The sequence below is a fragment of the Pseudaminobacter soli (ex Li et al. 2025) genome, assembly GCF_003012705.1.
Lineage (GTDB): Bacteria > Pseudomonadota > Alphaproteobacteria > Rhizobiales > Rhizobiaceae > Pseudaminobacter > Pseudaminobacter soli.
In genome coordinates, this window is the sequence record NZ_PXYL01000005.1 from 163443 (window position 1) to 175919 (window position 12477).

Below are 12477 nucleotides of genomic sequence, written 5' to 3' on the forward strand. Positions count from 1 at the left end.
AATGTGGCGAACGACCACGGCGCTGGCTGCAATGTCACTGCTTGCCGGTTGCATGGTTGGCCCGAACTTCGTGCCGCCGAACCCGCAATTGCCCGAAACCTCGTTCACGGATGACGTCCGCGACAAGCAGCTGCCGTTACCTACGGACCCGCTGTGGTGGGCGACGTTTCGCGATCCGATCCTGACCAATCTCGCAAGCCAGATCGCCGACTCCAATCTCGACGTGCAGACCGCGACCGTCAGGCTTGCCGAAAGCCGCTTCCAGCGTGGCATCGCGGCCGCCGCCCAGTGGCCCTCGGTGAACGCCAACGCCAAATATGTGCGCGAGCTTTACAGCAATAACGGCATTGCCAGCCTTCTCGAAAAGCTGCTCGTCGCGCAGGGAAGCCCTCCCTTCACGATCACCCCGATCAACGAATACACCGTCACCCTCGATGCCTCCTGGCAGCTCGATCTATGGGGCAGCGTCCGCCGGCAGGTGGAATCCGCCAGCGCCCAGGTCGACCAGGCCGCCGAGCGGCAACGCGACGCGCTCGTCTCGAACCTTGCCGAACTTGCGCGCGACTACATCCAGCTGCGTGGCGTGCAAACCCAGATCAGGATCGCCAACGACAATCTGAAGATCGCCAAGGATATCCTCGATCTGGTCAACGAGCGCCACAAGAAGGGCATCCAGAACGGGCTCGACGTCGAAAGTGCGGCCGCGCAGGTCGAAAGCGTTCGCGCACAGATTCCGGCACTGCAGCAGCAGGAAGTGCAAAATATCAACGCGCTCAGCCTGCTGCTTGGCCGGGAGCCGGGAGCGCTGAAAGCCGAGCTTGGCCGCCCCAAGGCGGTGCCGCCGGCGCCGGCGCGCGTGCCGGTTGGCGTGCCCTCCGAACTCGCCCGGCGGCGGCCGGACATTCGCGCAGCCGAAGCGCAGCTGCATGCCGCGACCGCCGACATCGGCGTCGCCGTCGGCGCCTTCTACCCGTCGATACAGCTCAACGGCACGATCGGTTACGACTCGCTCCACCTCAACAACCTGTTTAGCCCCGGCTCGCTGCAATACACGGTGGGGCCGACGATATCGGTTCCGATCTTCGCCGGCGGCCGGCTGAAGAGCACGCTGGAACTGCGCAAGGCGCAGCAGGTGGAAGCGGCCATCGCCTATCGCAAGACGGTGCTGCAGGCGTGGCACGAAGTGGTCAACGCCATGGTCTCGTACCGCCTCGAGCGGGAGCGGCGCGGCCGCCTCTCGGCACAGGTGGAGCACGCGCGGGCAGCACTAGGCCTCGCGCGCGACCGCTATATCGAAGGCGTGTCCGATTTCCTCACCGTGCTCGATGCGGAAAGGACGCTGCTGGATGCCTCGCAGCAGCAGGCGACGAGCAACACCAATGTCTCGCTCTATCTGGTGCAGTTGTTCAAGGCGCTCGGCGGCGGCTGGGAACTGACGTTCCCGGTGGGCGCCCCGCCGCCGCCCCCGGCCAAGCTGGTTGCCAGCGCCGCGCCCTGATCGATTTGCAATCGTCGACCGGCAGAGCCTCAGCCGGCCTCGACCCGATTCCCGGCGCTGTCGAAAAGATGAAGGTGTTTTGTGGGGAACTCCACCCGCACGGTCGGGCCCGCATTCAGCGCATCGCGGTTCAGCGTGAAGACCTTGAACGGCAGCCCGTGCAGGGAAAGATGCAGGATGATGCCGAAGCCGGTCGGCTCGATGAGATCGACGGTGGCTTCCATGCCGCCGGTTTCCGACAGGACCACATGCTCGGGCCTGATGCCCACGGTGACCGGCGCGGAGTTTTCGAGCGCTGCACGCCTGTCGAGCGTCACCATCGTGTCGCCGGATAGCCGGACGCCGGCGCTGCCGCCATTCTTCAGATGGGTGCCTTCAAGGAAATTCATGCCCGGCGAGCCGATGAAGCCTGCGACGAACAGGTTGGCCGGCCTGTCGTAGAGATCGAGCGGCGTGCCCACCTGCTGCACCACCCCGCCATGCATGGCGACGATGCGGTCGGCCAGCGTCATCGCCTCGATCTGGTCGTGCGTCACATAGATCGAGGTCGCCTTGAGATCGCCATGCAGCTTCTTGATCTCGGCGCGCATCTGCTCGCGCAGGCGCGCATCGAGATTGGACAGCGGCTCGTCGAACAAAAAGGCCTTGGGCTGGCGCACGATGGCGCGGCCCATGGCGACGCGCTGGCGCTGCCCGCCCGACAGCGCCTTGGGTCGGCGTTCCAGCAGCGGATCGAGCCCGAGCTTGGACGCCGCGCCATTGACCGCACTGGCGATCTTGTCCTTCGCCTGTTTGCGCAGGCGCAGGCTGTAGCTCATGTTGTTGGCGACGTTCATATGCGGGTAGAGCGCATAGGACTGAAACACCATGGCGATGTCGCGGTCCTTGGGTGCAAGCTCGTTGACCCGCTTGCCGGCGATGGAAATCTCGCCCGCGGTCACTTCCTCCAGCCCCGCGATCATGCGCAGAAGCGTGGACTTGCCGCAGCCAGACGGCCCGACCAGCACGATGAACTCGCCATCGCCGATCGCCAGATCGATGCCGTGCAGCACCGGAAAGCTGCCGTAGCTCTTGCGGATGTTGCGGATGTCTATGGATGCCATTGGAAGCTCCTAGCCCTTGACCGCGCCGGCCGTCAGGCCCTGGACGAGATAACGTTGAATGAGGAGAAAGAAGAGGCAGGCCGGGATGAGCGCCATAACGCCTGCCGCCATCATCTGCCCGAAATCGACCGCGAATTTCGAAACGAAGGTCAAAAGCCCGACCGGGAAGGTGGCCGCGTCGTTACCCGAGATCAGCATCAGCGCGAACAACAGCTCGCTCCACGCAGCCGTGAAGACGAAGCCGAGCGTCGCCGCAATGCCGGGCAGCGTCAGCGGCAGGATGATCTGGCGAAAAGCCATGAACTGGGTCGCCCCGTCGATCATCGCCGCCTCTTCCAGATCCTTAGGGATACCATCGAAGAAGGACTGCATCAGGAAGGTGGCGAAAGGCATGTTGAAGGCGGTGTAGACGATCACCAGTCCGGTCAGGCTGTTGGTGAGGCCGAGCGGCGAGAGCATCTTGAAGATCGGTGCCACCAGCATGACCAGCGGGAACATCTGGGTGACCAGCATGAGAGCGACGATCCAGTATTTCCCCCGGAAGGTGAAACGCGACAGCGCATAGCCCGACAGCGAGGCAAGGATCGTCACCACCAGGGCAGTAGCGCCCGACACGATCAGGCTGTTGCGGAAGAAGATCGGGGAGGCGCTGTGCGTCAGCACGAACTCGAAGTGCTCGAAGGTCGTGCGCGAAGGCCAGAGCCTTACCCCTTCGGTATAGAGGAGGTCGTTTGGCGTGACCGAGACTTTCAGCAGCCAGAACAGCGGAAACAGCGCAAAGACGATATAGGCAAGGATGGCAAGCCTATGCGCGCCGGTGAGAAGAAGCTTTTTGGTCCGCATGGTCTCAGCCCCTGTTCAGCAGCGTCTGGCGCAGAAGCACGATCAGCATTGAGTAGACGAGCAGCAGCACCAGCAGCACCAGCGCGATCGCCGAGGCGTAGCCGAAGTCCAGCCGCTTGAAGGCCTGGGTGAAGATGTAGCTGGCGACGATCTGCGTCCGGTCTGCCGGCCCGCCATTGGTCATGACGACGATGAGGTCGGCGAAGTTGGAGATCCACACCGTGCGCAGCAGTACCGTGATGGCGATGGTGGGGGCGAGGAAAGGCAGCGTGATCGACATGAAGCGCTGCGCGGGGCCTGCGCCGTCGATTGCCGCCGCCTCGTAGAGGTCGCGCGGGATCGCCTGGAGCGCCGCCAGAAGCGTGATGGCGAAGAAGGGGATGCCCCACCAGACATTGGCGACGATAGGCCCCCACATCGCGAGCTGCGGGTCGGACAGGATGTTGTTGGGCGCGCTCAGGATGCCTAGCGCATAGAGCCAGTGTGGCAACGGTCCGATGACCGGATTGAACAGCCAGGCCCAGTTGAGACCGGCAAGGAAGGTAGGCACCGCCCAGGGGAGGAAGACCAGCGCCTGTGCCAGACCGCGTCCGTAGAACGGCTTGTCGAGCAGCAGCGCCAGGATAAGCCCGAAGATGAACTGCAGGAAGACCGACCCGCCCGTCCACCACAGCGTGTTCTTCAGCGCGCGGTAGAAGGACTGGTCCTTCGACAGCTCGCGAAAGTGGTCGAGGCCGATGAAGCCGCCCGAAAACGGATTGAGAATCTGGATGTCGCGAAAGGCATAGGAGATGCCGAGCACCAGCGGCACCAGCATGACCGCAACGATGAGGATCAGCGCAGGCGCGCTGTAGAGATACGGCTCGGAAGCATGCGCGATCCGCTGCAGCAGCGGGCGCCTGTCCGGGCGCGTGTCATAGGAAATTACAGATGCGTCCATCACGAAACGGTCCCGAGCCCGACGTGCCAACCCCGGCAAGCCGGCTTGATATGCGAGGGTGCGGCGCCGGGGGCGGAACTCTCCGCCGCCGGCTCCTCATCCCGCGCTTCCGGAGGCGGAAAAGCTCCGCCTCCCGCGAATGGCCTCGCTATTTCTTGGCGAGGAACTTCTGCTGCGCCTTGGTCAGATAGTCGGCCCACTGGTTGGCCAGGTCCTCGGCCGTGATGTCGCCCAGCAGCGCTTCCTGCGAGGTCTTGATCACCAGCGAGTCCTTGAAGAAGGCGAATTCCTCGAGGTAGGTCGGCATCACAGTGGGGACCGTGTTCGGATCAGCCAGTTCCTGGAACCAGCCCTTGAACTGGTCGCCCGCATAGAACGGATCCTTCTCGGCCGCGGTATAGGCCGGCAGAGCGCCGATGCGCTTGTTCCACTCGATGTTGCCCTCCGGGCCTTCGAGCGTGGCGATCAGCTTCCAGGCCAGATCCTTGTCCTTGCTCGCGGTGAACATCGACCAGCCGCCAAAGCCGATCGTCGGGAAGGACTTGCCGTCCGGTCCCTTCGGCAGCGGCATGACGCCGAAGTCGTCCTTGTTCATGCGCTCGGCAATGGCGATCAGCGCATCCGGGTCCTGGTCGAGGAAGGCGCAGGTGCCGCTATAGAAGCCGGCGACCACTTCGTTGAAGCCCCAGTTCACGCTGTCCTTGGGCGCATAGCCCTTCTTGTAGAGATCGACCATCCACTCGATGCCCTTCGACCAGCCGGGGCTGTTCATGGTCGAGGTGCCGTCTTCGTTGAAGTACTTGTTGGAGCCCGCCATCGAGGCGGCGAAGATCATCCAGCCATTGAGGCCGCCGGGGCCGCCGCGCATGCAGTAGCCATACTTGCCCGGAACCTTCGAAACCTTCTCGGAAGCGGCCGTGAATTCCTCCAGCGTCTTCGGCGGCTCGGCAACGCCCGCCTCCTGCAGGAGCTTCTTGTTGTAGAACATAGCCCGCAGATAGAAGCCGTAGGGCAGCATGTAGGCGGTGTTTTTGACATCACGGCCGAGTTCGAGCGCGCGCGGCGTCAGGCCTGCGGTGTGTTCCCACTTGGCCAGGTAGGGCTCGAGGCTTTCGAGCATACCGTTATTGGCATAGAGCGACAGCCAGGTGTCGGGCATCTCCATGACGTCCGGGATTTCGCCGGCCGAAACCATGGTGGCGAATTTCTGGAAGGCTTCGCCCCAGGGCAGCGAGATGATCTCCACCTTGGTGCCCGGATTGGCGGCCTCGAATTTCCCGACGATGGATTTCAGCGTTTCGGTGCGCTCGGGGCTGGTGATCACCTCCACGAGCTTCAGCGTGGTGTCGGCAAGCGCCGTACCGGCCATCATCGCGGTGAAGATGGCGGCGGTAACAAGTCTCCTCATTGCAGTTCCCCTTTGGTTGGGTTTCTTTTCATTGCTTTCAGGATTGCGAGACGGCGATCGCCGTCTCGAGATCGTTCCACAAGGCCTCGGTTCCCTCGAGGCCGACATGGAGACGCACGGACCGCGCATCGATGCCGAAGGCATGCGCGGAATTCGGTTGAGCCTTCTGCTGGAGCACGACTTCGGCCGGCACGATCAGGCTTTCGTGACCGCCCCAGCTGACGCCCAGCTTGAAGAGCTTGAGATGATCGGTGAAGCGGCGGACGTCGACGCCGTCGCGGAAGACGAAGGAGAACAGGCCGGACGTGCCGTTGAGCCCGGCCGGCAGGCGGTTGGCCAGCGCCGGGTGACAGACCTTCTCCACCACATCGAGGTCCTGCAGGCGCTTGGCGATGGCAAGTGCGGAGCCCTCATGCGCCTTCATGCGGATCGGCAGCGTGCGCATGCCGCGCACCAGCAGCCAGGCATCGAAGGGTGACAGCTTGCCGCCCAAATAAGGGTAGGCTTCGGAGCGGATGCGGCCGATGAGGTCCTTCGAGCCCGCGACTACGCCGGCCACGACGTCCGAATGGCCGCCGAGATATTTTGAGGCCGAATGCAGCACCAAATCGACGCCGAGCAAGAGCGGCTGCTGGAAGACAGGGCTCGCCCAGCTATTGTCGATGACGCTGACCACGCCATGGCGCTTTGCCAGCGCTGCAAGCGCGCCGACGTCATGCGCCTCCATCACCCAGCTCGTCGGGCTTTCCATGTAGAAGAGTTTTGCGCCCGGCAGTGCTTTGGCTACCTGTTCCTCGTCGCGGCCGTCGACATAGGTGACCTCGACGCGCATGCGCTTGAGCAGCGTGCCGAACAGCCGGTAGGCATCGGGGTAAACATGGCGAACGGCCACGATGCGGTCGCCCGGCTCGACGAAGGACAGCACAGTGGAGGAAATCGCCGACATGCCGCTGGCAAAACCCAGCGCATCCTCGCCGCCTTCGAGCTTTGCAAGCATTTCCTCGAAGGCGCGCACGGTAGGGTTCAGGCCGCGCGTATAGATCGGCCGCACCTTCTCGCCGCGATAGGAGGCGACCATCTCGTCATAGTTGGGGAAGGTGAAGAGCGAGGTCTGCACGATGGGCGGCACGACTGCATCGAAGGCGTTTGCGTCGTCGTGGGCGACGATGAGTGAGGCGAGGTCGAACGGCTCGACGCCATTGTTCATTTGGACATTTCCTTGATGTCTTCCTCGACCACGTCGAGAATCTTGAGCGTTTCGCGACGCGCCGCCTCGGCGTCCTGCGCGACGATGGCGTTGAACAGCGTGCGATGAAACGGGAAGGAGCGGCGGGCAAAGTCGGAGCGATTGAAGGGTTCGTGCCAGAAACTCTCGAAAGCCTCGCGCATCTGCTCCAGAAGCTGCCCGAACAGCGGGTTGTGGGTAGCCTCGTAGATCGCCAGATGGAAAGCGAGGTCTTCCGGGCCCGAGCTTCCCTTGGCGATATGAACGCGCTCCATCTCGTTCAGCTTGGCCTCGATATTGGCGATGTCCTCGGCAGTGCGCTTGCGCGCCGCCACCATGCCGGCTTCGGCCTCGATGCCGCGGCGCACCTCCAGCGTCTGCAACAGCGCATCGCGCAGATGCGTGGGATCGAGTGACAGCGGCATATGGATGGTAGCGGTCGAAACGGGTTTCAGCAGATAGGTGCCGCTGCCCTTGCGGGTCTCCATGACGCCGAGGGCCTGAAAATGCCGAATCGCCTCGCGGATGGTCGAACGGCCCACAGCAAGAGCGGCCATCAGCTCGCGCTCGGCGGGGAGACGATCGCCGGCCTTGAGGCTGGCCTGGTCGATATAGGTGGCGAGGGCTTCGGTGACCTGGCGCGCACGATCGACCGGCGGAAGCGGCAAAATCTGCGGCCTGTCGATCATCCCCGCCATGAAGCCTCCCAACTTCATGCCGACCGAAATTGGTCTGACATCCTAGCGTTATGGATGCCGACAGCTGCTGTCAAGCGGGGACGAATAAAAGGCGCGCGGGCTTGTACCCGCGCGCCTTGCCGAACAATTCGATTTGCGGAGCGAAAGAACTAGGCCGCCGCGCCCTGAAGAAAATCATGATGATGAACCACCACGCTATCTTCGCTCGCAATGATCACCGCATAGGCCGGCGGCTCCGTGCTAGTCTGGTAATCGCCTGAAAACACCAGTGCCGACTGATGGTTGGTGCCGCGGATTGTGCTGATGGGAATGCCGCGCCAGCTTCCGCCAACCGGACGGTGGACGTGACCGGAAAAGATGTGGCGGACGGCGCCGTGCCGGGCCAGCACATCGTAGAGCGCCGCGTGGTCCATGAGCTTGAGTTCGTCGAGCGTCGGCATGTGGATGTCGAAGGGCGGATGGTGCGTGAACACATAGGCCGGACGGCCTTCTGCCTCACCCAGCCGCTCGTCCAGCCAGGCCAACCGGCTGTCGCAAAGGCGGCCTTCAATCTGCCCCTGCTCCACCGTGTCGAGCAGAAGCACGCGGCCATGCGGCAGGTCGAGATGGGTCTGGATGAAACCGTTCTCGTCGGCGGCTTCCGGGAATGCCTCGAGGAAAACCGCGCGGTCGTCGTGATTGCCGATCATCAGGCGATAGGGCGGCACGAGCGTTGCCAGGCGCTGCTTGAGCGCTTCATAGGCGATCGCCTCGCCGCGGTCGGTGAGGTCGCCGGAGAAGACAACCAGATCCGCGTCGGCATGGTTGCGATTGATGTCGGCGATGCAGGCTTCGAGACGCGCCAGCGGATCGAGGCCGAAGTGCTTTTCGCCCGGATTGACCAGATGCAGGTCGGTGACTTGGATGAGCTTCATGACTATGCGTTCTCCGTCGCGACGTTTTCGATGAGGTCGAGAAGGTCGGCGCGCAATTGCGGCGCGCAGGCGATGACAGGGCCGCCCAAGGTCAGGTCGTCGGCGCCGAATTCACTGGTCCAGCCGCCCGCCTCGCGCACGAGACAAAGCCCGGCCATGCAATCCCAGGCGTTGATGTGCGGCTCGTAGTAGCCGGCCAGCCTGGCGCAGGCGACGTCGGCCAGCGCCAGCGCGCCCGACCCGTTGCGAATGAACATGCCGCCGCGCTCCAGAAGTCCATGGACCAGGCCGGAGACGACACGCGGCGAAACCCGCAGGCTGGCGCCGACGCCGAGAAGGCCGGTCTGGATATTGCGGTGCTGCTCGACGCGGATCGGCCGGCCATTGAGGAACGCCCCCTCGCCCTTTTGCGCGGAAAACAGCTCGTCAACGCGCGGCGCGTAGATCAGGCCCGCCAGCGTCTCGCGACCGTGCATCAAGGCCACCGAAACGCACCAGCTGACCATGCCGTGCAGGAACGGGCTGGTGCCATCGATGGGATCGATCACCCAGGTATAGCCGGAAGAGCCTTCGGTCAGGCCGAATTCCTCACCCAGGAAACCGTCGTCGGGAAAAGCTTCGGCGATGCGCGCCCGCAGCAGCGTTTCCACTTCGCGGTCAGCCACGCTGACGACATCCTGGCCGTTGGCCTTGGTCTCGATGTCGAGAGACGCAAGGTCGTTGAAATAGGACAGCGCCAGCGCGCCGGCTTCGAGCGTGGCGGCGCGAGCGATTTCGAAGCGGTCGGCTGCGGTCGTTTCGTTCATGCCAGTATCCGTCAAGCTTCACCAAGAGGAACGCTTTGCCGGCTCGTCGATAGAGCCAACGGCGTTTCATACGATGGCCTGCCGATACGGACCTTCGATAACGGTTTCATGACGATCCGGCCCGAAGCAGCCGGCCATCCACTTGCATCGAGCCGGCACGCTTGAAATCGGCACTACTTGCCGCCGACCCGACGGAGATTTTCACCCACGGCTCGCCAGAACTCGTCGACGATTACGCGCGAGGAGGAGGCATGACGGTAGATGCGAATCTCCACCTCGATGTCCCATGACGGATCATCGGTCGCCCGCACCAGCGTGCCCGCCTCGAGCTCTTCGCGGATCAGCCCTTCAGGCAGCCAGGCGACACCCCAGCCGGCGACAGCCATCGTCTTGAGGCCGATCGATATCGTGTTCTGGTGCACCACCCGCCGCTCGAAACGCGGCTTGTTTGCAAACAGCTTGGACAGGGCGACGCCGAAGAACGAAAAATCGCCATAGCTGAGATAGGGAACCGGAACGCCATTGTTGATGGCGTGATCCAGGAGTGCGCCTTCAGGAGCCGGACTGCTGACTGGAAGAAGGCGCTCGGTGCCGAGAACCAGATAGGGAAAACGCGAACTGTCCAGCAGGAACGGGACGGAAGCGTGGGCGTAGGTCAGCAGAAAGTCCGCCTCTCCTTCGACCAGCGTGCCGATATTCTCTTCGATGCCGCCCTTGTCGGGGCTCATGCGCGTGCGCAAGCTCCCGAATCGGGCCTGCATCTGCTGCAGCCATTGCGGAAAGAACACCACCGTCAGCGTGTGCAGGGCGGAAAAGGTCAGCGTCTGGTCCTTCTGCGTCCTTGGCGGCTGCAACGCCTCTCGGGTGCTGTAGAAATTCCTGATCGCTTCCTGCGCCACCGGCAGGAACGACTTGCCTTCCTTCGTCAGCTCGGCGGGAAACGTGACCCGGCTGACGAGCGTTACGCCAAGCCAGGCTTCGAGTTGCTTGATGCGTCGGCTGAAGGCCGGTTGCGTGATGCGCCTTTCCTCGGCCGCGCGAGAAAAGCTCAGCGTGCCGGCAAGGCAGACGAAATCCTCCAGCCATTTCAGTTCCATCAACCTACCTCCTGAGCCTGCCGAGGGTGATTCCCCGACGCCGGATGCAATCCGGCGTAATGCGCTCGGAAAGCCTTATGCAAAATTTGCATAGGGATTAGAAAACAATGCATTGGACGAAACAAGGGGGATTTTTTAGCGTCGCCTGTCTGAAGTTTTCGGGGCCCGAGTTGAATAGAATAGTTTATGTGAACGGAGACTATGTCTCTGAAACCGAAGCCAATATCTCGGTTTTCGACCGCGGCTTCATCTTTGGCGATGGAATCTACGAAGTATCGGCCGTCATCGACGGCAAGCTGATCGACAATGATCTCCACCTCAGCCGGCTCGAACGCTCGCTGAAGGAGATTTCAATTCCGCTTCCTCTGCCGACGGAAGAGATCATCAAGGTTCAACGCGAGCTGATCGCGCGCAATTCCCTTGAGGAAGGCGTCGTTTACCTGCAGGTCACCCGCGGCGCGGCGGATCGCGATTTCGGCTATGCCGACGACATGAAGCCGACTTTCATCGCCTTCACCCAGGCGAAAAACCTCGTCAACGCGAATTCGGTCAAGAATGGCGTTGCCGTCGACATCACGCCCGACACCCGCTGGGCCCGCCGCGACATCAAGACGGTGATGCTGCTGGCGCAGGTTCTGGCCAAGAAGGCCGCCAAGGCAAAGGGCTTCCATGAAGCCTGGCTGGTGGAAGACGGCTTCGTCACCGAGGGCGCCTCGTCTACCGCTTTCATCCTGACCAAGGACGATGTGATCGTCACCCGGCCGAACTCGCATGCGGTGCTGCCCGGCTGCACCAAGCGCGCGGTCATGAAGATCGCCGAGGAACAGAAGCTTCGCGTCGAGGAGCGGCTGTTCACGGTCGAGGAAGCGCAGGAGGCCAAGGAAGCCTTCCTGACCAGCGCATCGAGCCTCGTCACGCCCGTCATTCGTATCGGCGACCACGTCATCGGCGACGGCACGCCCGGCCCGCTGACCAAGCGCCTGCAAACCATCTATCTGGAGTTGGCCCGCAACTAAGCCGGCTTCAGTGGAGAACGGAAACCACCCAACATTTTCGAGGAGGAGAACTATGACGATTTTCAACACCACGGCAAAGCTCGCGAAGAGCGCTTTGCTGGCAACCGCATTGACGGTCGCCGCCGGCGGGGCTGCGATGGCGACGGAAGGCTACGGCGACTGCCCGCTGACCGGCGAAAAGGGCTCGGCCTCCATCACCCCGGCGGTTCCGGGCCAGTTCACCGTCATCATCAATCTGCCGGCTGTCGGTCAGTTCAATGGCGACACGCCTGAGACCATCAAGGACGGCTATGAGTTCTGCATGGCGGTGAACATCGCTCACCGTCTGGGCCTCGACAAGGTCAAGCTGGTCAACGCCTCCTTCGACTCGATCGTCGCCGGCCAGAACAAGGACTTCGACATCGCGCTCGCGCTGATCTCGGTCACCGAGCCGCGCAAGAAGGTCGTCGACTTCTCGGCGCCGTACCTCGCCTCCGCCCACGGCGTTGCCGCCAAGGCCGGCTCGACCCTGACCGAAGAGACGATCAAGCAGGCCCATGTCGGCACGCAGGCCGGCACCACCCTGGTGTCCTTCGCACAGGATACGCTTGGCATCTCCAACGTCGACGTGTTCGATGACACGGCCTCCATGTTCACCGCTGCCGCAGCCGGCAAGGTGGATGCGGTGATGACCGATCTCGGCATCGTGCTCGGCCAGGTCGCCAATTCCGGCGGCAAACTGCAGGTCGTCGGAAAATATCTCGATGACACCCAGACCGCCGGCATCTACCAGAAGGGTTCGCCCAACGCCGAGACGATCAACAAGATCATCGAGGACCTGAAGGCCGACGGCACGCTCAAGAAGCTCGAGACGGCCTATCTGCTCGAGTCCTACGGCGGCGTGTCGCCCGACGACGTCCCGACCTGGAAGCCGTGAGCCAAGGGTAGAG

The 12477-nt window shown here is 62.9% G+C and carries 12 protein-coding genes; 3 read left to right on the plus strand and 9 right to left on the minus strand.

Annotation, left to right across the window (positions count from 1 at the left end; all coding sequences use genetic code 11):
- Position 1 precedes the first annotated feature (1 nt).
- The gene (locus C7I85_RS12425) at positions 2-1498 is read left to right on the plus strand and encodes an efflux transporter outer membrane subunit (RefSeq protein ID WP_106724308.1); all 1497 of its coding nucleotides are present in this window, start codon (positions 2-4) and stop codon (positions 1496-1498) included.
- A 29-nt stretch (positions 1499-1527) separates the two neighbouring features.
- Here C7I85_RS12425 and C7I85_RS12430 read toward each other — a convergent pair whose 3' ends face one another.
- The 9 genes from C7I85_RS12430 to C7I85_RS12470 all read right to left on the minus strand — a co-directional run bounded on the left by C7I85_RS12430 (position 1528) and on the right by C7I85_RS12470 (position 10532).
- The gene (locus tag C7I85_RS12430) at positions 1528-2601 is read right to left on the minus strand and encodes an ABC transporter ATP-binding protein (protein WP_106724309.1); all 1074 of its coding nucleotides are present in this window, start codon (positions 2599-2601) and stop codon (positions 1528-1530) included.
- Positions 2602-2610: 9 nt separating this feature from the next.
- Complete coding sequence (locus C7I85_RS12435; protein WP_106724310.1) at positions 2611-3444, minus strand: carbohydrate ABC transporter permease; 834 nt, start codon at positions 3442-3444, stop codon at positions 2611-2613.
- 4 nt (positions 3445-3448) lie between these two features.
- Positions 3449-4384, minus strand: coding sequence for a carbohydrate ABC transporter permease (locus tag C7I85_RS12440; RefSeq protein ID WP_106724311.1), 936 nt, complete (start codon positions 4382-4384; stop codon positions 3449-3451).
- A gap of 148 nt (positions 4385-4532) precedes the next feature.
- The gene (locus C7I85_RS12445) at positions 4533-5792 is read right to left on the minus strand and encodes an ABC transporter substrate-binding protein (RefSeq protein ID WP_106724312.1); all 1260 of its coding nucleotides are present in this window, start codon (positions 5790-5792) and stop codon (positions 4533-4535) included.
- Between the two features lie 37 nt (positions 5793-5829).
- Positions 5830-6999 (minus strand): PLP-dependent transferase, encoded by a 1170-nt coding sequence (locus C7I85_RS12450; RefSeq protein WP_106724313.1) that lies wholly within the window; start codon positions 6997-6999, stop codon positions 5830-5832.
- The gene (locus C7I85_RS12455; protein WP_428832849.1) at positions 6996-7715 is read right to left on the minus strand and encodes a FadR/GntR family transcriptional regulator; all 720 of its coding nucleotides are present in this window, start codon (positions 7713-7715) and stop codon (positions 6996-6998) included. Before C7I85_RS12455 ends, C7I85_RS12450 begins: the two co-directional genes overlap by 4 nt.
- A gap of 149 nt (positions 7716-7864) precedes the next feature.
- Positions 7865-8629 carry a phosphodiesterase gene (locus C7I85_RS12460; RefSeq protein ID WP_106724315.1) on the minus strand — a complete coding sequence of 255 codons (765 nt, stop codon included), beginning with the start codon at positions 8627-8629 and terminating at the stop codon, positions 7865-7867.
- 2 nt (positions 8630-8631) lie between these two features.
- Positions 8632-9435, minus strand: a complete 804-nt coding sequence (locus tag C7I85_RS12465; protein WP_106724316.1) for an inositol monophosphatase family protein — start codon at positions 9433-9435, stop codon at positions 8632-8634.
- 173 nt (positions 9436-9608) lie between these two features.
- The gene (locus C7I85_RS12470; RefSeq protein WP_106724317.1) at positions 9609-10532 is read right to left on the minus strand and encodes a LysR family transcriptional regulator; all 924 of its coding nucleotides are present in this window, start codon (positions 10530-10532) and stop codon (positions 9609-9611) included.
- Between the two features lie 170 nt (positions 10533-10702).
- On the opposite strand from C7I85_RS12470, the gene C7I85_RS12475 reads away from it, so the two are divergent.
- Together C7I85_RS12475 and C7I85_RS12480 are read left to right on the plus strand one after the other, a co-directional pair.
- Positions 10703-11548: a D-amino-acid transaminase gene (locus C7I85_RS12475; protein ID WP_106724318.1), complete on the plus strand. Its 846-nt coding sequence runs from the start codon at positions 10703-10705 to the stop codon at positions 11546-11548.
- A 52-nt stretch (positions 11549-11600) separates the two neighbouring features.
- The gene (locus C7I85_RS12480; protein ID WP_106724319.1) at positions 11601-12464 is read left to right on the plus strand and encodes an ABC transporter substrate-binding protein; all 864 of its coding nucleotides are present in this window, start codon (positions 11601-11603) and stop codon (positions 12462-12464) included.
- Positions 12465-12477 lie beyond the last annotated feature (13 nt).

Bases quoted from the DNA above. Each gene is read 5' to 3' on its own strand.
- C7I85_RS12425 (WP_106724308.1), top strand. From the start codon at position 2: ATGTGGCGAACGACCACGGCGCTGGCTGCAATGTCACTGCTTGCCGGT.
- C7I85_RS12430 (WP_106724309.1), bottom strand. From the start codon at position 2,601: ATGGCATCCATAGACATCCGCAACATCCGCAAGAGCTACGGCAGCTTT.
- C7I85_RS12435 (WP_106724310.1), bottom strand. From the start codon at position 3,444: ATGCGGACCAAAAAGCTTCTTCTCACCGGCGCGCATAGGCTTGCCATC.
- C7I85_RS12440 (WP_106724311.1), bottom strand. From the start codon at position 4,384: ATGGACGCATCTGTAATTTCCTATGACACGCGCCCGGACAGGCGCCCG.
- C7I85_RS12445 (WP_106724312.1), bottom strand. From the start codon at position 5,792: ATGAGGAGACTTGTTACCGCCGCCATCTTCACCGCGATGATGGCCGGT.
- C7I85_RS12450 (WP_106724313.1), bottom strand. From the start codon at position 6,999: ATGAACAATGGCGTCGAGCCGTTCGACCTCGCCTCACTCATCGTCGCC.
- C7I85_RS12455 (WP_428832849.1), bottom strand. From the start codon at position 7,715: ATGGCGGGGATGATCGACAGGCCGCAGATTTTGCCGCTTCCGCCGGTC.
- C7I85_RS12460 (WP_106724315.1), bottom strand. From the start codon at position 8,629: ATGAAGCTCATCCAAGTCACCGACCTGCATCTGGTCAATCCGGGCGAA.
- C7I85_RS12465 (WP_106724316.1), bottom strand. From the start codon at position 9,435: ATGAACGAAACGACCGCAGCCGACCGCTTCGAAATCGCTCGCGCCGCC.
- C7I85_RS12470 (WP_106724317.1), bottom strand. From the start codon at position 10,532: ATGGAACTGAAATGGCTGGAGGATTTCGTCTGCCTTGCCGGCACGCTG.
- C7I85_RS12480 (WP_106724319.1), top strand. From the start codon at position 11,601: ATGACGATTTTCAACACCACGGCAAAGCTCGCGAAGAGCGCTTTGCTG.